The sequence below is a fragment of the Capnocytophaga sp. G1920 genome, from assembly GCF_051417515.1.
Genome location: NZ_JBPRKH010000016.1, coordinates 1 through 19,098, shown reverse-complemented (window position 1 = coordinate 19,098; position 19,098 = coordinate 1). Strand labels below are relative to the sequence as shown.

At 42.1% G+C, this 19,098-nt stretch carries 16 protein-coding genes; 5 read left to right on the top strand and 11 right to left on the bottom strand.

What is annotated here, in order from left to right; translation table 11 throughout:
• Positions 1 to 51 precede the first annotated feature (51 nt).
• From rsmI to ACSQ7D_RS09570, 3 genes are all read right to left on the bottom strand, one after another.
• Positions 52 to 729, bottom strand: a complete 678-nt coding sequence (gene rsmI / locus ACSQ7D_RS09580; protein WP_437136087.1) for a 16S rRNA (cytidine(1402)-2'-O)-methyltransferase — start codon at positions 727 to 729, stop codon at positions 52 to 54.
• Positions 729 to 1,601, bottom strand: coding sequence for a hypothetical protein (locus ACSQ7D_RS09575; RefSeq protein WP_437136086.1), 873 nt, complete (start codon positions 1,599 to 1,601; stop codon positions 729 to 731). The genes rsmI and ACSQ7D_RS09575 overlap by 1 nt, the downstream gene beginning before the upstream one ends.
• Before the next feature lie 118 nt (positions 1,602 to 1,719).
• Entirely contained in the window at positions 1,720 to 2,610 is an 891-nt protein-coding gene (locus tag ACSQ7D_RS09570) for a fructose bisphosphate aldolase (RefSeq protein WP_437136085.1), read from the bottom strand.
• Positions 2,611 to 2,964: 354 nt separating this feature from the next.
• On the opposite strand from ACSQ7D_RS09570, the gene ACSQ7D_RS09565 reads away from it, so the two are divergent.
• The gene (locus ACSQ7D_RS09565) at positions 2,965 to 3,051 is read left to right on the top strand and encodes a glycosyltransferase (RefSeq protein ID WP_437136115.1); all 87 of its coding nucleotides are present in this window, start codon (positions 2,965 to 2,967) and stop codon (positions 3,049 to 3,051) included.
• A 595-nt stretch (positions 3,052 to 3,646) separates the two neighbouring features.
• Here the strand turns inward: ACSQ7D_RS09565 and ACSQ7D_RS09560 are convergent.
• The 3 genes from ACSQ7D_RS09560 to ACSQ7D_RS09550 are packed head-to-tail and all read right to left on the bottom strand — an operon-like array spanning position 3,647 to position 5,127.
• Positions 3,647 to 4,195 (bottom strand): AAA family ATPase, encoded by a 549-nt coding sequence (locus ACSQ7D_RS09560; RefSeq protein WP_009419091.1) that lies wholly within the window; start codon positions 4,193 to 4,195, stop codon positions 3,647 to 3,649.
• Positions 4,159 to 4,830 (bottom strand): nicotinamide riboside transporter PnuC, encoded by a 672-nt coding sequence (pnuC, locus tag ACSQ7D_RS09555; protein WP_264855334.1) that lies wholly within the window; start codon positions 4,828 to 4,830, stop codon positions 4,159 to 4,161. The genes ACSQ7D_RS09560 and pnuC overlap by 37 nt, the downstream gene beginning before the upstream one ends.
• A gap of 36 nt (positions 4,831 to 4,866) precedes the next feature.
• A complete protein-coding gene (locus ACSQ7D_RS09550) occupies positions 4,867 to 5,127 on the bottom strand; it encodes a thiamine-binding protein (RefSeq protein ID WP_002674885.1) in 261 nt (86 codons plus the stop codon).
• A gap of 253 nt (positions 5,128 to 5,380) precedes the next feature.
• Between ACSQ7D_RS09550 and polA the strand changes: the two genes are divergently transcribed.
• From polA to ACSQ7D_RS09530, 4 genes are all read left to right on the top strand, one after another.
• Positions 5,381 to 8,179, top strand: a complete 2,799-nt coding sequence (polA, locus tag ACSQ7D_RS09545) for a DNA polymerase I (protein WP_437136082.1) — start codon at positions 5,381 to 5,383, stop codon at positions 8,177 to 8,179.
• A 93-nt stretch (positions 8,180 to 8,272) separates the two neighbouring features.
• On the top strand, positions 8,273 to 8,791 hold the full coding sequence (locus ACSQ7D_RS09540; protein ID WP_437136081.1) for a class I SAM-dependent methyltransferase: 519 nt from the start codon (positions 8,273 to 8,275) through the stop codon (positions 8,789 to 8,791).
• 1,018 nt (positions 8,792 to 9,809) lie between these two features.
• Complete coding sequence (locus ACSQ7D_RS09535) at positions 9,810 to 12,533, top strand: penicillin-binding protein 1A (RefSeq protein ID WP_437136080.1); 2,724 nt, start codon at positions 9,810 to 9,812, stop codon at positions 12,531 to 12,533.
• Between the two features lie 131 nt (positions 12,534 to 12,664).
• The gene (locus tag ACSQ7D_RS09530; RefSeq protein WP_009422254.1) at positions 12,665 to 13,711 is read left to right on the top strand and encodes an endonuclease/exonuclease/phosphatase family protein; all 1,047 of its coding nucleotides are present in this window, start codon (positions 12,665 to 12,667) and stop codon (positions 13,709 to 13,711) included.
• A gap of 80 nt (positions 13,712 to 13,791) precedes the next feature.
• Here ACSQ7D_RS09530 and ACSQ7D_RS09525 read toward each other — a convergent pair whose 3' ends face one another.
• The 5 genes from ACSQ7D_RS09525 to ACSQ7D_RS09505 all read right to left on the bottom strand — a co-directional run.
• On the bottom strand, positions 13,792 to 14,556 hold the full coding sequence (locus ACSQ7D_RS09525) for a porin family protein (protein ID WP_437136079.1): 765 nt from the start codon (positions 14,554 to 14,556) through the stop codon (positions 13,792 to 13,794).
• Between the two features lie 18 nt (positions 14,557 to 14,574).
• The gene (locus ACSQ7D_RS09520; protein WP_437136078.1) at positions 14,575 to 15,348 is read right to left on the bottom strand and encodes a porin family protein; all 774 of its coding nucleotides are present in this window, start codon (positions 15,346 to 15,348) and stop codon (positions 14,575 to 14,577) included.
• A 24-nt stretch (positions 15,349 to 15,372) separates the two neighbouring features.
• The gene (locus ACSQ7D_RS09515) at positions 15,373 to 16,020 is read right to left on the bottom strand and encodes a CBS domain-containing protein (RefSeq protein ID WP_308766170.1); all 648 of its coding nucleotides are present in this window, start codon (positions 16,018 to 16,020) and stop codon (positions 15,373 to 15,375) included.
• A 13-nt stretch (positions 16,021 to 16,033) separates the two neighbouring features.
• Positions 16,034 to 18,190 carry a PepSY domain-containing protein gene (locus ACSQ7D_RS09510; protein ID WP_437136077.1) on the bottom strand — a complete coding sequence of 719 codons (2,157 nt, stop codon included), beginning with the start codon at positions 18,188 to 18,190 and terminating at the stop codon, positions 16,034 to 16,036.
• Between the two features lie 158 nt (positions 18,191 to 18,348).
• Positions 18,349 to 19,098, bottom strand: a 750-nt coding sequence (locus ACSQ7D_RS09505; RefSeq protein WP_437135808.1) for a transposase, incomplete at its 5' end; no start/stop codon positions are given.

Genomic DNA, 19,098 nt, shown 5'->3' with positions numbered 1-19,098 from the left:
TTTTGTTGTATTTTTCAACTTAGGGGGAATGTGTGACGCAAAAGCGACTTTTTATTTTTCACTTTTCCCAGAAATAATAAGAACTATTTCTCCTTTGATATTTTTGTCTTTATAGTGGTCAAACAGTTGTTGGAGGGTGCCACGTTGGGTTTCTTCGTGTAGCTTAGTGAGCTCACGTGAGAGACTCGCAGGACGGTCGGTACCGAAAGTGGTGATAAAGTCAGTGAGGGTTTTGAGCAATTTATGTGGGGAGATGTAGAAAATCATCGTTTTGGTTTCAGTTGTGAGCTGAGAGAGGCGCGTTTGTCGTCCTTTTTTATCGGGAAGGAAGCCTTCGAAGGTAAAACGGTCGTTAGGCAAACCACTGTTTACCAAGGCAGGCACAAAGGCTGTAGCTCCTGGTAAGCATTCTACATCTACTCCTTCAGTAAGGCAAGCACGTGTAAGCAAGAAGCCGGGATCGGAAATGGCAGGTGTTCCTGCATCGGTGATGAGTGCTACGGTAGTGCCCCCTTTGATGCGCTGTACCCAACCGTCTACCACTTTGTGCTCGTTGAACAGGTGGTAACTTTGCATAGGGGTATGGATATCGTAGTGTTTGAGAAGCTTACTACTGGTGCGCGTATCTTCGGCTAAGATGATATCAACCTCTTTGAGCAAACGGAGTGCTCGCAAGGTTATATCTTCGAGATTGCCTATGGGGGTAGGAATGAGATAGAGTTTGCTCATTACACTTCAAAGCGTTTGAGAAGGAGAGAAAGGAAGCGTTCTTCGTATTCCTCTTTGTCTTTCCAATAGTTGTAAGTAGGTTTTATTTCTTGTTCTAAGTATAAAACAGCATCTTGCATTGTATTGAGTTCTCCGATATGTTTTACAACTTTGTTATATTCGCTTTCACTACCAAGGAAGAGTTTTTGTACAAAAGCCAATTTATCATTTAAACCTATTTGAGCATTTTTACCTAACTTATCGTTAAGAGATTGTACGGGTTTTATATTCTCATCAGTTTCTTTTCTATCGAATACTGTGTTCTTAGACTGAGAGATAAACTCTTCTAAGGAAGGGGATTGCTTTAAGATACGTTGTTCATCGGTGTACTGAGGTTGCTCAATAAACTGTTCGGGCTGTGTTACTTGCTGAGGTTGCTCGATTGCAAAATCTATTTGAGATGTTTCTACTCTTTTGGGTTGTTCCACAGGTACTGCCCATTCAGGTTCGGGCTGATGTACTTCTACTTGGGGTTGCGCTATTTTTGTAGTTTGTTTTTGAACGGGTTTTGGTTCCATTGCTACAAACGAAGCTTTTTCTTTTGTTTGTCCTTTAGGAGCAATAGGGTGCACTTCGGTAGCTTCTACGTTGATGTCGAAAATATCTTTTTCTTGATTTTCATCAATGAAATCGGATACTTTTTTCATCATTGAGTTTTTTCGGTTTTCATTAGCACCTAAGTCTTGATAATATTTATCAACGAAACTCAATATAGTGATTTTTTCAGCTAATTTATGAGCCTGTCTATTGAGTTCTATGAGGTTAAGTTTCCCTTGTTTAGCAATAATTTCGGTAGCGAGAGCTACTAAACTTTGTTCTAATTCTTCTTTCATAGATTGCTATTCTTTAGTTAAGATGTGGCAAAGATATAAAATATTTTTGAATAATAAAGAAATAACAAAAAAACAGACTGCCCCAGAAAATCTTTTTGGAGCAGTCTGTTTTTTTAGATTACTTAATTGAAGCTTCGTAAATACCTTCGATAGTGTGAGTTAAAGTATCGTTGAACTGAGCATCGGTTTGTTGAGCTGAGAGTCCTTCGGTAAGTGCTCTTGAGAAACTGGCGATTACGCCTTTGTTTTCGGCGAGGATATCATTGGCTTTCTCTCTTGGGTAACCTCCTGAAAGGGCGACTACACGCACTACACGAGGGTGTTTGGTGAACTCTTTGTAGAGATTGTTAATAGTTGGCAAAGAGAGTTTGAGCATCACGTTGAAAGTATCGGGGAGGGCATCGAGGTGTTTTCTTATCTCGTCGCGCAAGATAGCTTCAGCAGGTGATTTATCGGGGATATTGATATCTACTTCGGGCTCTATAATAGGCACGAGTCCTGCTTTTACGATTTGTTTGGCTATCTCAAACTGTTGTTTTACCACTCGTGCAATACCGTCAGGAGAGGCTTTTTTAATGACTGAACGCATTTTGGTGCCGAAGATATTACGCTCATTGGCACGCTCTAAGAGTTCTGTAAGACCGCTAATAGGTTTCATCAGTTGAACGCCATCGGCGTCTAAGCTTTCTAAGCCTTTATCGACTTTTAAGAAGGGAACTATGTGTTTTTCTTCCCAGAGATAATCGGCGGTGTATTTACCATCGATTTTTCTATCCATTGTCTGTTCGAAAAGGATAGCACCGATAATTTTATGGCTGTTAAAAGCGGGGCTTTTGATAATGCGGGTACGCATTTGGTGAATGAGGTCAAACATTTGGTCTTCATTGCTATATTGGTCTTCATTCACACCGTAAAGTTTAAGGGCTTTTGGGGTACTACCGCCACTTTGGTCGAGGGCTGCGATAAAGCCCTTGCCATCTTTCATTTGTTTGAGTTGTTCTTTTTTCATAGTGTGTTACTGTTTAAAAGATAGTACAAAGGTACGAAATATTTTTTAATTGACAAAAATTAATAATGTCAATAATGCCATCAACTTTGCCAAAGGTGCGAGCCACACAGGCGGGAAAAATTAGAAAATGAGGAAATTTGGAAATGAGAAAATGAGAAAATGGAGTGTTAGGTTGTATTAGAGAAATGAGGCTGTGCCTCAGAAATTAAACAAATTTTAAACAAAATCAAGGCTACACCTTGTAAATCAGCGGAGCTATTGTTAGTTTATTCAACTTTGGCAAAGGTACGAGCCACACAGGCAGTCGTAGCACGACAGACGAGGAAAAATTAGCAAATGGGGAAGTGTTGAGGGATTCGGAAGGAAACGGAGAAGTTCGGAAGAGAGGAGGGAGGGTTTTTGATGAAAAAAGGGTGTAAGAAGGGTGGGGTTAGCTTATAGAGAGCTTATAGGAAGCTTATACGAATCTTGGACGATTGGTATAGAAAGGGTGTATAAGTAGTTGATAAATAGTATAATACAGCGATGCAAAAAATGGTAAAAACAGGGTTTCGAGGCGAAAGAAAGAGGAAGAGGCAATAGGCCTTAGTCCATAGGCACTAGAAGGGAGTGTGACGGAAAATCAAAAGGAACCTCCCCCTAGCCCCCTCAATGAGGGGGAATGTGGCGAATCTTTTATTGGGTAAGCCCCCGAACCCCCGAAGGGGGACAAGCTGGAAAAGGTGACAAACTTCCCTCTTTACACATACACAGCTGTCGCTGGCTATCTTCAAAGGAGAAATGTGGCAACCAAAGGGAAGCTATTGGGGGGGGTGGAGAGGCTCAAAAGGGGAGAACCAAAGACAAAGAGAGCTATATTAACTTTGGCAAAGTTTCAAACTGTGCCAAAGTATAGTGATAACAAACATCTCTATAACTCGCTTTAAATGGGGAATGTAGTAATAGGGGAAAAAGAGGAATGTAGGGACGAAAATAGTTGTTGGGCGGGGAGGACTCGTAGGACGGGGTTCGGATAGGGGGAATTTGTGAGAAGATGTTATGCGGTTAGCATTTTGGTGCATTGGGCGATGCGTTCTTCTAAGGAGCCTTTTAAGATATGGTATTGTATGCCGTGAGCGTTCAGATGTTGCTCAAAAAAAGCAAAAACGCTCTCGCGCTCGTGGGGTTTATCGCGGAGGTCGTCGGGTTGCCAAGGGACATCTACATAAGTGAGAAAAAGGGTGTGGTAATGATGTGTGAGGGCTGCGCGCTCTATTTGTGGGTTGCATTTGCCATAGTAAAGGTAAGAATAGACCATTAGTTCGAGCAGACAGGTGTCGCAGAACAAATATTCATTGGCTTGCTGGATACGTTTGTTTTCGAGCAAAACTTGTCCGTGAGCGATGGGTAGGAGGTCGTCCCACGTGCAGGTGAGATGCTGAGTGTCCCACTTGTGTTGCAGGTAAGTGCGCATATACTCCTCAGCCCATACGGTTTGGAACTGCTGGGCAAGGGTACGACTAAGAGTGGTTTTGCCGGTGCACTCAGGACCTACAAAGGCGATACGCTTTATCGGGCTGTCTCGTTGCGCAAGTGTTGTTTCCATTCTCTATAGCCCATAATGGCAATAATGGTGAATAAAAAGTACTGAAAGGAGGTGAATAGCATTCCTTTTTTGAGGTAGAGGGGTACTGAAATGAGGTCGCCGAGAATCCAAAAGACCCAGTTTTCTACTTTGCGTTTTGCCATTAGCCACATTCCTATCAAGAAAATGGAGGTGGTAAAGACATCGACATATTCGGTAGGGAGGAAGTTGTGGAATCCTAAGGAGATTCCCTGCATAGAAAAGTTGTTTTTGATGTAAGGTTTCAGGTAGTATACCGCAGTGACGAAAGCCAAGCTAAAAACACCTAAAAGAGTACAGATTTGCCAATCGCGACGGGTGGTAGCGGAGATAGTAATCACATTGTCTTGGGCGTTCTTTGCCCATAGCACCCATCCGTAGATACTCATCGCTGTATAATAGGCATTGATAAGCATATCGCCCCACAGCACGTAGTGCCATAGCAGGTATACAAATAATACCGTGCTGATGATACCCGTAGGGTATACCCATATATTTCCTTTTTTAGCCAGCCAAACACTGAGGAACCCAAAGAACACACCTATGATTTCTAAAACCACTAAATGGGTAGGGACTCCTTGATACTGACTAAAAAACCAATTGAAAAACGCTTCCATATCAGATACTCAGCTACGCTTGCTCGCAGGCTTTACTTAGAAGAAAGGTTTATACTCGTGGCGGTCGGACTTTACGATTTTCACGTACATCAGTCCGCGTTCTACTAAGTCGAGGGCTTCTTCTATCTCGGTGGTGAGAACATTCATCACTTGGGTATACTCGCCATAGACTTGGGTACTGAGAGGGTTTTCTTGTACGATGAGCCCAGAGGCGCGCAGTTTCTTGATAAAGTGAATGATAGGACGCTCGTAATCGTCTTGCAACGGGCTAAAAGTAAGTTCAACAGATACTTTCATAATGGTGAATGATTAATTATTAAAGGTTAATTTATATTCGGGACAAAAGTACAAATAAAATGGGAAATTACAATTATTTTACTACCTTTGCGCAAAAATATGTATCTCTTTCAGCCAAAAGAGTAACCCCCTTTTTACCTATATTGAGTGAAGATAAAATGAACTAAAAACACCCTTCGAAAAGGGAATTAGCGAATTTAAGAGGGAGTATGCTTGATGTTTTTGGCTTAATGGAGGATAAATTATTTAATGAATGAAAAAACGGCTTTTCCTACTCGATGCTTATGCCCTTATTTTTAGGGGTTATTACGCTTTTATCAAGAACCCGCGTATCAACTCCAAAGGGTTGAACACGTCGGCTATTTTGGGCTTTATGAACTCTCTTTTAGAAGTAATTAAAAAAGAAAAGCCCGACCACCTTGCTGTGGCTTTCGACAAGGGAGGAAGTGTGGAGCGCACAGAACTCTTTGCCGACTATAAAGCCAATCGGGAGGAAACGCCCGAAGCCATTCGGTTAGCAATTCCGTATATTCACGAAATCTTGAAAGCCTTGCATATTCCTATCATCGAAAAAGAGGGTTATGAGGCTGACGATATCATCGGGACACTCTCTAAACAAGCTGAAAAGCAGAACTACCAAGTGTATATGGTAACGCCCGATAAGGACTATGCACAACTTGTGAGTGATAATATTTTTATATACCGACCTTCGCGCGGAGGTAACGATGTGGAGATTTGGGGCGTAAAAGAAGTACAAGAGAAATTTGAGGTACAAAATCCTTTGCAGGTAATAGACTTCCTCGGAATGATGGGTGATGCGGTAGACAATATACCTGGGCTCCCAGGAGTAGGCGAGAAGACCGCTAAAAAGCTACTTGCCGACTTTGGCTCTATGGAAAACCTTCTCGCCCATACTGACCAGCTGAAAGGCAAACTGCGCGAGAATATAGAGAGCAACAAGGAAAAAGGAATTCTCTCTAAACAGTTGGCTACCATTATGCTGGACGTGCCTGTAAGGTTTGATGAAGAAGACTTTGCGATGTCCGAACCCGATTTTGAAGCGGTAGGGAGGATATTTGAAGAGTTAGAATTTCGTCAGTTATTGCAGAACTTTCTCAGAACGTATCAGCCCGAGATGCCAACAACACCCCCGCCACTTACAGGTAATAAGCCCACAGAGGGGCAGTTAAGTCTCTTTACACAGGGCGACCTATTTGCACAACCGCAGGTAATGAGCGACAAGAAGAACAGCACTAATACACCTCACTTCTACCAATTAGCTGATACCCCAATGGCGCAACAACTGCTCTTGCAGAATTTATTGCAACAAACCGAAGTGTGTTTTGATACCGAAACGACCAGTGTAAACGCCCTGGAAGCCGAATTGGTAGGGATTTCCTTCTGCTGGTCGGCTCACAAAGGTTATTACGTACCTTTCCCTACTGATAAGGCAGAAGCAACAAAACTACTTGAAACCTTCCGTCCGTTCTTTGAAAATGAGCGTATTGGTAAGGTAGGTCAGAATTTGAAATACGACCTTAAAGTATTGCAAAACTACAACATTGAGGTGCGAGGTGCACTCTTCGACACGATGATAGCCCACTATCTGCTGAATCCGGATATGCGCCACAATATGGATATCCTGAGTGAAACCTATCTGAACTATACCCCTATTGCTATTGAGAGTTTGATAGGTAAAGGTAAGGCACAACGCTCTATGCGTACCGTTCCACTCGACCAAGTGAAGGAATACGCCGTGGAAGATGCTGATGTTACGTGGCAACTCAAAAACGTATTTAAGGAGGAAATGCCCAAAGTGAACGCCGAGAAAATCTATACTGATTTGGAAGCGCCTTTGATAAAAGTGTTAGTTGCTATGGAACGCGAAGGAGTGAACCTCGATGTACCTTTCTTAAAAGAATACGCTAAGACCTTAGATGCCGATATTGCACAACTCGAAGCCACTATAGCCGAGCAGGCAGGGGAGAGCTTCAATTTGGCATCGCCGAAACAGCTAGGTGATATTCTTTTTGAAAAACTGAAAATTGACAGCAAACCTAAGAAGACGAAAACAGGTCAGTATGCCACTTCCGAAGAAGTATTAGCCCCCTTTGCTTCTAAGCATAAGATAGTAGCCGATATACTTGAATGGCGACAAGTGCAGAAGCTGAAATCTACTTATGTAGATGCCTTGCCTTTGGAGGTGAACAAACTCACCGGTCGTGTACACACTACCTATATGCAAACGGTAGCTGCGACGGGTAGATTGAGCAGTAATAATCCTAACTTGCAGAATATTCCTATCCGCACTCCTCGCGGTCAGCAGGTGCGCAAGGCGTTCATCGCACGCAATCCTGATTATGTGCTTCTCTCTGCCGACTATTCGCAAATAGAGCTTCGCATCATCGCTGCCCTTAGCGAAGAACACAATATGATTGACTCATTCCTCCGCAATGAGGATATTCACCGTTCCACAGCTGCCAAAGTTTTCCACGTACCTCTGGAAGAGGTAACTCGCGAACAGCGCAGTCACGCCAAGACGGTAAACTTCGGGATTATCTATGGTGTATCGGCTTTTGGGCTCTCGGCTCAAACCAATTTGAGTCGTTCAGAGAGCAAGGAATTGATAGACACTTATTACGCTACGTATCCCAACCTGCGAAACTATATCAGTAAGCAAATACAATTTGCTCAAGAACACGGCTATGTAGAGACCGTATTGGGAAGGCGTCGTTATCTACCCGATATTCATTCTCGTAACCAAGTAGTGCGCGGAGCAGCTGAACGCAATGCCGTGAATGCCCCGATACAGGGCTCGGCTGCGGATATCATCAAAATTGCGATGATACGCATACAGCACGAGTTGATTCGCCAACAACTTCAAACCCGTATGCTCTTGCAGGTGCACGATGAGTTAGTGTTCGATGTACCTAAAACAGAGCTCAATACCGTTAAGCCTCTGATTAAAGAAGCGATGGAGAGCGCTTTTACTCTTGCTGTTCCGCTTGTAGCAGACTTAGGGGTAGGGGATAACTGGCTCGATGCACACTAGAATCAGGTAAAAGGTAAGAGGTGAGGCGACGCAAACTTTGGTAAAGGTTATGGATCAAAGGTGTCATTTCCTTGTTAATTGTCAATGTAAATTATGTACAAGATATTTCCTAAAAAACGCTATCAAAAAACTTTGAGTATTCTCAAACAATATGCCCCTCAGGGAAGCACTATCCTTGATGTGGGGGTGGAGAATCCTTTTTCGGTAGTAATGCAACAAGAAGGCTATACTGTGCTCAACACTACGGGGCAGGATTTGGATTTTGAATCACACACCCTACAAGCCTTTAAGGCTGATTTTACGGTAGCTTTGGAAATTTTAGAACACTTGGTAAACCCTTTGGCAGTTTTGCAGAATCTCCCTACTAAAAGGGTACTCATTACTGTGCCCTTGCGCCTTTGGTTTGCCAAAGCCTACCGCAATACGTCTGACCCCCGCGACTGTCATTATCACGAGTTTGAAGATTGGCAATTGGATATGCTGGTAGAGAAAGCGGGCTTTCGTATTATTTATAGAGAGAAATGGACACACCCTGTGAAGAAGTTAGGTTTACGTCCGTTATTGCGATATTTTACGAATAGATACTATGCCGTGGTTGCAGAGAGAAAATAATGGTTCAATCTGCCTTCGGGAGAGAAATTGAACAAATTGCAACAAATCAAACAAGCTATAGCACGACAGATAGGAGCGAGCTAGATGGATTTAGCACAGATGATTCTTTTGTAAAACATCATTGTTCCACGGATTGGCTCAGCTAAAGCTGAGGAATTTCACGGAACAGTAATGAAAAGGTAATTGTAAATCAATATTGTATATATCGAACTGACGTTAAATTATATTAGGATTGAACCGGCTTTTTAATAGGAATTAGAGAATTTCGGAGAGACTCAGAAATGCGAGGTCGTAGTACGACAGACAGTGTACAATTAACTTTGGCAAAGGTGCGAGCCACACAGGCAGCCGTAGCACGGCAGGCGAGGAAAAATTAGCAAATGAGGAAGCGTTGAGGGGTTCGGAAGGAAACGGAGAAGAACGGAAGAGGGGAGGGAGAGTTTTTGATGAAAAAAGGCTATAAGGAGGGTGGGGTAGCTTATAGAGAGCTTATAGGAAGCTTATACGAATCTTGGACGATTGGTATAGGAAGGGTGTATAAAGAGTTGATTCATAATATGATACAACGAGTATAAAAATGGTAAAAACAGGGTTTCGAGGCGAAAGAAAGAGAATCCTCACCCCGTCCCTCTCCCAAGGAGAGGGGGTGTAGTGACGAGTAGAGAGCGACGAAAAAAGGGGAATGTGGCGAGGGAAAGGAGAAGGGATAATTAGGGAATTAGGAAATTTGGAAATGAGAAAATGGGGTGGTGTGTGGTCTTAGGGCATAGGCAATAGGAGGTGACGGAAAGAGGATAGGCGGGTTGGGAAATTAGAGAATTAGCAAATTTGGAAATTAGCAAATGGAAAAGAGGTTAAGAAATTCGGAGAGGCTCAGGAAAGGTGTAAGCGGTGAGAGAAACTTATTAAGGGAGTAGACCCTAAATTGCTATAAAGTGGAGTAAGAAAAACGGTGGGATTCTTTGTTAATTGAAAATTATATCGTACTTTTGTACTTTAAACATCATTAAAACTAAGTATGAATCTGAAAAATATATCGTTTAAGAAGCTACTTACACAAGGAGGTCTTGCGCTTGCTACCCTGCTATCACGGTTGTTAGAAGGCTGTATCGCTTTGGCTTCGATGGTATATAAATTACTACGTTATGCCTTAAAAGTGCTCTGGGCGGTATTTATCTTCGCTTTGCTTATAATTCCTTATGGTATTTTTAGACTTTACCAAGGATATAAGAATAGAAAAAACGCTCCGAAAAAGGAACAGGAACAGATAGTATATACAGGCAACATATTCCACCGCAGTTGGCAATGGTTGCGGGCTAAACCTTATCAGTTTTACCTCAAATGCATAGGTATACCGATTGGGATAGGCGTAGGAGGTATACTGTTGCTCATCTTGTTAATTTACTTTGGGGCTTTTGGCAAGTTACCCTCAGAGGAGGATTTGAAAGAGTTGCGCCAATCGGAAGCGAGTCTTGTTTACGATTACGAGAACCAATTGATAGGAAAATTTTATATCTTCGACCGTACTAAAATAGAATACAAGGACTTTCCTCCTTATCTTATCAACGCACTTATCGCTACCGAAGACGAGCGTTTTTACTTGCACAAAGGGGTAGACACGAAGAGTTTGTTTAGGGTGTTCTTTAAATCACTGCTTTTGCAAGACGACTCATCAGGAGGGGGAAGTACTGTTACAATGCAGTTGGCTAAAAATATTTATGGGCGTGGACAGCGCTACGGGAAACTTTCGATGCCTATACACAAAATCAAAGAGATGATTATAGCCAGACGCATAGAAAAGGTATACAGCAAGGAGGAAATCTTGACGCTTTACCTCAATACTGTGCCTTTCAGCGATAATACTTACGGGATAGAAAGTGCGGCGCAACGATTCTTTGACAAATCGGCGAGAGACCTTACGCTTAATGAAGCGGCTACGCTTATCGGTACGCTTAAAGCGACGAATAGCTATAATCCGCGTACCTCACCCAAGCGCAGTGAAGAGCGTCGGAATGTGGTATTGGCACAGATGAAGAAAAACAACTTGCTGACCGAAGACGACTTTAAAGTTCATACAAGAGACACTCTTAAAACTACGGCAACTACGGCTGAAAAAGATGGTGTAGCGCCTTATCTTGTAGAGCAAATACGCTTACTATTACCTGAACTGCTGAAAGACGTGAAGAAGCCAGACGGTTCGGCTTACAATATCTACAAAGATGGATTGCGCATCTATACGACCATTGACAAGACAATGCAGGAATATGCTGAGAAAGCAGTGGAAAAGCATTTGACATCGTTACAACAAGATTTTGAACAGACCTATGGCAAACGTGCTCCTTGGAACTTGGACAGTGACTGGTTTAAGGAAGAAGTGAAGAAGTTGCCTGCTTATAAAGAACTTGAAGAGCAAAAACTCTCGGAAGCGAAGATATGGGCGAAACTGAGTGAGAAGAAGCCAATGGATTTATCTTTCTATACCGAAGACAGTATCAAAAAGCATAGTACATTGGACAGTTTGTCGCGTTTTATACGCATATTAAACACGGGATTTGTGAGTGTAGAGCCTCAAACAGGGGCAATTAAAACTTATGTGGGTGGAGCAGACTTCCGCTACTTTAAGTACGACCATATCCTACAAAGCCGTCGCCAAGTGGGCTCAGTTTTTAAACCGATAGTATACGCTACTGCCTTAGAGATGGGAATGCCTGTGTGCACGCACTTTTCGCCCTTGCCTTTGACCTATGCTGATTACGAATATTGGTCGCCACGCAACGCTTCTAAGACTGACGATGACCCTAACATATATTACTCAGTATGCAAGGGATTACGAGAATCGTTGAACACCATAGCAGTACAAACGCTCTTTTATGCGGGGCTAAAGAATGTGATAAAGAAAACACGACAGTTAGGCATCACTTCTCCCCTACCGAATGTGCCTTCGATAGCATTGGGTTCGGCTGAACTATCGGTAATAGAAGTAGCTAAGGCTTATACGGCTTTTGCGAACAAAGGAGTGCCTGTAGAGCCTTATTTTATCACCCGAATAGAGAACAAAAAAGGGGAAGTAATATGGGAACGCAAACCTAAGGTTTTAGCTCCTGCACTGAGTGAACGCACTGCGCAAATAATGATACAGATGATGCGCTCGACCGTGAACGAAGGTACCGCATCACGTATGCGTGGGCAATACGGACTTACCAATGACCTTGCGGGTAAAACAGGTACGACTCAAGACAATAAAGACGGTTGGTTCGCGGGAATGCTCCCCAACCTTGTAATGATTACGTGGGTGGGTAACGACCAGCAGATAGGTTTTAAAAGTACGCGTTTGGGACAAGGAGCTAACTCGGCATTGCCTATTGCTGCCTTGTTTGTATCGCAACTGAACCGCAACAGCAAGTATAAAGACCTAACGCGAGCTACTTTTAAGGTAAGCGAAGAGATACGTACGGAGGTAACTGAATGTGAGCCTACTGTACGCGAAGGTTTCTTTGACCGTCTTTTGAGCAGTACTGCCAAAGATACCATAAGAGCAGGAGATGTGCATTATCGGATTTATGAGCGCAAAGGTAAGCTACACAATGTGGAAGATGAGGAAGATATATCGGTAGACGATGTGGTAAATCCTGCAAATACCCCTGCGCCAACACCAAGCACTCAAACAGCTACACAGGATGGAAAAGAAAAGAAAAAAGGGCTTTTGGATAGGATTTTTAGTCGTAGCACGACAGGCGATTAGTCGTAGCACGACAGGCAATTGAATAAGGAAATTAGGGAATGAGAAAATTAGCAAATCAGGAAGGATAAGATTTTAAGAGAGGCAATAAAATATTGAGATAACTAAAGACTAACAAATTAAAACTAATATAGATGAAAAGAATAGTATTTTTAATGGTGTCGTTCATCTTGATGACACCTTACATAAACGCACAAGAGAAAAAGAAGTTTGCTGTGAGAACCGTTGCTTTTTACAACGTTGAGAACCTTTTCGACACGATTAATGACCCTCATAAGTTTGATGATGACCGCACTCCTGAGGGAGCTGACCGCTGGACGAGTAAGGTGTATAACGACCACGTACACAAGATAGCCAAAGTAATTTCGGAAATAGGAAGTGATGTTACCAAACACGCCCCCGATATAGTAGGTCTTGCCGAAATAGAAAATGAAGCGGTAGTGAGAGACCTTATCAATACCGAATATTTGAGGAAATATAATTATGGGATTGTACATTACGAATCACCCGACGCTCGTGGGGTGGATGTAGCTCTCATCTACAAGAAAAGCGTGTTTAAACCCACTGCTTCATTTCCACACCCTTTATACCTCACCAAAGATGACGGGAAGCCTCTTTACACTCGCGACCAACTGTTAGTAAGTGGTGAATTGGACGGTGAAATGATTCATTTTATAGTAAACCACTGGCCTTCGCGTTTTGGAGGAGAAGCTAAAAGTAGACCCAGTCGTGAAAAAGCGGCAGCTTTGAACAAGAAAATTATAGATTCACTCCTCAGCAAAGACCCTAATGCTAAGGTGATAGCAATGGGTGACTTTAATGACGACCCTATTAACTCAGGCTTTAAGAATGTGTTAAAAACCAAAGACAAAAAAGAAGATGTAAAACAAGGAGAGTTATTTAACCCTATGGAGGCTATGCTGAAAAAAGGAATGGGAACGTTAGCCTATCAGGACGGCTGGAATCTTTTTGACCAGTTTTACTTTACTTATGATTTGCTAAAAGAAGACAAGAGTAGTTACCGCTATTGGAAAACGGGGATATTCAATCGCTCGTATTTGGCTAACCCCAAAGGACGCTATAAGGGATATCCTTTCCGCAGTATGAGCAATGGTAATTACACTTGGGGATATTCTGACCACTTCCCAGTGTATATGTACCTTATCAGAGAACTGAAATAAGGGAATAAGAATATTTATGTTAGCAATTGAGAGGCTACCCGAAGAGTTTAAAATATTTTCGGGTAGCCTCTCGAACTTTTCTATTCTTCTCTCACCTCTGTTGTCTCCTGAGTAGGTGTTTCTACAGGTGCTACACTCTCAGGCTGTGGCGCAATTACAGGAGGCTCTTGCTGTTGTAAAGGTCTGTTTTTAGCGAGTTTAAACCCTACACCTACCGAAATGGCAAAGTAATAACTTTGAGCGTCTTTAAAGTTTAGGTAAGGTGTATGTTCTTGATTGGTGAGAGGCGATAGATTGGTAGAAAAACGACCGTCTACGGTAAGGATGATTTTAGGAAATTCCCACATCACACCTCCTCCTAAATGCAAATTCATCACAACACTATTGAAATGTGAGGTGATATCATATTTTTCACTGTATTGTTTCTCGGAATAAGAGGCTAAAAGTAAGAGTTTAGGAGCTACTCCTATTTGTCCAAAGCCCCTAAATTTCTTTTTACCTTCTATTTGTAGTAAAAGAGGTACTTCCAAGCAATCAAAACGAATAAAATGACGGTCGGATAGTTTTAAATCAGAACCTTCGGGACGAAAAGGAATAGCTTCGCGTTTGTACATCACTTCGGGTAAGAATACCCAATGGGTCTTGAGTGGAAGGCGGAAGAATACGCCTGTGTTAAAAACTCCTGAATGCCCAAAGTACTCTATATTATAGCTTTCATTGGCTGTTTTAGGAGTTATAACGCTTACCGTTGCCAAAGGATTATTAAGTTTTACTCCTATGGCTGTCTGAGAAAAACCGAGTGTAGCAACACTCAAAAAAACGATGGTGATTAAAAAACGTTTCATAATATATGTTGTTAAAAATTAAATTTCTTGTTCTTGTGGTGTATTCACCTCAGCAGGAATACTATCATTGATAATTGTTGGGAGCTCTTCTTGGGGAATAGTTCTCATCTTTTTAGAGAGTTTGTAGCCTGCCCCTAAAGAAAACGCAAAATAATAGCTTTGTGCCTTACTGAAATCAATATCAGGGGTGTTCTTTTTAGAGGTAAGTGGTGTAAGGTTAGTAGCGAGTCTTCCATCAGCAGTAAAAACCCAATCTTTTCTGTTCCATAAAACACCTCCCCCAACATTTAAATTGAGAACAACCCTATTAAAAGAGCTCGTAACATTATGGTCGCCTTTTTCTAAAACAGCAGAATACTTTGCTGAAGTTAAGAATTTAGGAGCCACTCCTAATTGAGCAAACCCTCTTACGGTGCGCTTTCCTTCCCATTGTAACAGGATAGGGACCTCAGCATACCAAAATTCATATACTCCGCGATCAGAGAGAAGTTCTTCTATTGTTTCCTCTTGATGAAAAAACCAAACCCCTTCACGCTTGAACAACACTTCGGTTTGTAGTGCCCAATGTGTTTTTAGAGGCATTCGCATAAAAGCTCCTATATTAAAAGCCCCTATATAAAACTCACCAAAAATACCTCCTCCGTTTCTAATCCCCTTAGGTGTATTTGCAATTTGATGTTTCATTACATTAACTGCTACAAACGGATTAGCAACTTTCACCCCTACGGCTATTTGGCTATAGCTAAATACCGAAATACTTAAAAGCATAGCAGTGATTAAAAAACGTTTCATAATATATTTAGTTAAAGATTATTCTTACCTATTACCTAAGTCTAAGTATTTTTCAAAGTAATCAGCAATGTCTTTGAGTTCTTGGCGGTAGTGATCGTCGTCTTTTTCGGTAAGGATACCATAGCCATAACGACGGAAGTCCTGTAGTATATCCGAAAATCGTTCGCTTGCGAGTTTGAGTGTGATATGCACGTTGTCTTCCGTGCGATTGGAGAGATAAAGTCCTAATACCTTACCTCCATTTTCTTCCACTATCCTACTGATTTCAGTAAAAGAATAATTGTGAGCACTTTTCTCTAAGATGAGTATCCGACCCGCTTCTTGTATAAAAGGCGTTTTGGTGAGTTGTTGTATAAAGTCTCCCAAGTAGTAATAACCTATAAATTGCTGATTCTGATTTATTACGGGGAGCATATCGGTGTGATAGGAAGCGAAAGCCTCTATTACGGTATCCCACGTAGCAGTTAGCGGTACAAAAAAGCGTTCTAACGCATACTGATAATCGGCTACTAAAGCTTCCTTAACTGGACCTTCCACCACCTCTTTGCAGAGTACCCCTATAAAAGTATTGCCTTCACACACGGGCAAAGCCGAAAGTGAATGTGCCTCAAAAAGCAACTGTACCTCTTCTATGGAAGTTGTAAGCGTAATATGTAAAGAATGGGTTATCATATTATTACTTGAATTAATAACAGTCAGATTTTATTTGTCCTCTGTTTTGGTAGTAGCTCAGCGGTTTTTCTAAATGTTCTCTACAAATAGCTTCCAAAACTTCAGTCACCGCTTTCTCCATCGCAACCGACCCGCATATCATTATAATTCCTTTGTTTTTGAGGAGTTCAGCAAAGAAAGTCGCTTCTCTTCGCAAGATGTCTTGCACATAGAATTTATCCCCTTCGCGCGAGAGGGCTTGCCAATAGTTGGCTATCTTTCCTTCGCGAGTAAACTGTTCTATATAAAGGCGGTAGATTTCCAAAGAGGCTTCACGACGGCAACCCCATATCAGGGTGATAGGTTTCTTTTGGGTATTTTCGGCTATCATTCCCATAAAAGGCGCCATCCCCGAACCATTGGCAATACACACCACTTGAGGTGATTTTTTAGGAAAATGGAAGTGTTTGTTGGCTACTAAAGCAGCTTGCAACGTATCGCCTATTTGCAAATTGTTCAGCAGGTTAGACACCACCCCTTGAGAATGTAGCTTTACGCTCAACCACACATCTCCTTGGTATTTGGCAACCGAATAGAGTCGTTCGCGTCCATCTTCGGGGGTAATGCCCAAGAGGTCGCCAGAGGTAAAACTACTTTTTTGGGACGGGCGTAGCGCTATTAGGAAAATATCGTCATCCATTACGGGGGTTTTCTCTGTTACAGTGAAAGAGAGCGGTTTGCGCTGAGGCTGTACGCTGAAATCATTAGGCAAAGCCAAAGAGAGCTTTTGCACCATAGCCCAAGCCATTGCCCACGCTTTAAACTGACCAAAGTCTTGATCGTTTACGGTATGCAAAGGCAGCGCACATTCAGCTTGTGCAGTAGCCGACAATAGTTGGTCTACTTCTTTGGCATATTTGCAAAAATCGGGGTAAGTATCAGAGCCAAAACCAAGTACGCTATATGCCAAAGGTTGTGCGGGGGGATATTTCGCCCATAGTTGCGCAAAGTGAGTCGCATTGATAGGCGCCTCGCCATCGCCATAAGTGCAAGTAAATACAATGAGTTGCTCTGCTTTAGCAAAACGAGTGTAGGCATTCATATCGGTCAGGTAGGAACGTTTGCCCAAACGGAGGAGTTCGTTATGGAAAAGGATAGCAAACTTGCGGGTGGTGCCCCCTTCGGTACCTACTAACACAATATATTCACATTCGCTTTTATCAAACGGATTGTTGATGCCTTTCTTTCGTTTTCTGAGGGTCATTGCAAAGCCAGAGTAGAGGAAAAACAACAGCGCCGCACACGAGAGCAACAAGACGGTCGCCCAGAGGTAATGCCCTTTGCCAATGTGCAGGGTGCGCACCAAATATGCCAAGCCTTTGTAAGGAGAGGTGGAAGTGCTAATCACCTCGCCCGTAAATTGATTGACTACTATATTTTTATCGATAAAATCTACTTTATAAACCTCTTCTACATCTTCAAAGGCAGGGAATTCCACTTGGCGCACTTCGGCGAGAGGCACTTGAAAAATGGGGAAGTCTTTAGCGGGTTTTGCGGGTGTTTCTTGTAGTGTGCTAACATCGTAATTGTGTTCAGCTTTGAACTTAGGAAACACTCCCACTGTTTCGAGCGTCATATACACCCCCGTGAGGGCAATGATAAAGATGGGCACGAGCGCCCAGCGCCCCAGCGCACTGTGGTAATGATTGTAGAATTTTTCTTGCGGAAGTTTGTGGAAGAACCTGCCCCAACGTTGCTGTTTGCGGGCGATGAGCCATATACCCGACAAGGCTACTACACACAAACACAAAGCCGTAACTCCCATTATTACCCGTCCCGTTTTGCCCATATAGAGCGAGCGGTGTAGCGTTTTGACGAACTGTATAAACTTCGAGGGTTTATAATCCCCTTGGATTACCTCCCCCGATTGCGGATGGATAAAGAGTTTTTCGCCCTCAGTCGTCTCCACCTGCACAAAGTGATTGCGGTCGATAGAGAGTTTGAGTGCATCTATATTCTTTTCCTTTAAAACAGCAATGGTTTGGGCAAGGGTAGTGCTTTCAAACGCTGCACTTTTGTAAGGCAACGTTTGGTTATACACCGATTCACCCGCCAAGATGCCCCCTGTAAGAGCTCCCAGCAGTATGAATACCCCTGCTATCAGGGAAAGAATTAAGTGAAGTTTACGCATAATAATTACGAATTACGAGTGACGAGTGACGCAAAGGCGGTTTGCCGATGTGTTAATTTGTTTGGCACGAGCTACAAGCTCGCGCCAGCAGTGTTTTTTTTTTACTGATTTATTTTCAACTTTGCCAAAGTTTCAGACTAAGGTTGTAAGGAACATTTTTAACTATCTGAATAAGAATACATTTTTGAAGGATCTCCTCCGCAATGGATTACAATTTCTTTAATTATTTCATCTTGTAAACCATAACAAAATCGCCTTTTAGGGATTTTATAGCCTTTCAATCCTTCTTCTTTTATGTATGTCAATAGTAATATTGATGCTATTAATATTACATACATCATCACTTGTATGCCATTGAGATTTCTTGAAAAGAAATGTTTAAAGTTAAGCTCTTGCTTTATAAAACGAAAATACTGCTCTATCTTCCAACGATTCCTATAAATTCCGGCTATTTGCTCATCACTAAAATCATCGGTTAAGTTACTTAAAAACAGTATCTTCTCTTCTTTAATTTCTCCTCTCTTCTCATCCTTCTTTAGCAGTCTACCCTCTATCAAACGAAAGGTATTTTTTGTCTTCTTTTGACTTTTAGTGAAAAGATGTACTTTCTGACTGCTAATTAAGCGCAGATGCTCATCTTGCTCAGCTAATTTCTTTACTTGACTCCCTTCTGCTAAAATATACTTTGAGTCTTTGTAAATTCGGGTGACAAAATATTGAGTCTGCTCATCTGAAAGCTCATCCATTACCTTTCTGTCTTTCATTCCTCTGTCGAACACTGCTATATCTTTCTTATCAGCAGTATGTTCCTTGAGAATATCACCAAGTGCTAAATCTTCACTTATCATTTCTTGCTGGTGATGAATTTTACACTTGAATGGTAAGTTTGAAAATCCAATGGTGAATTT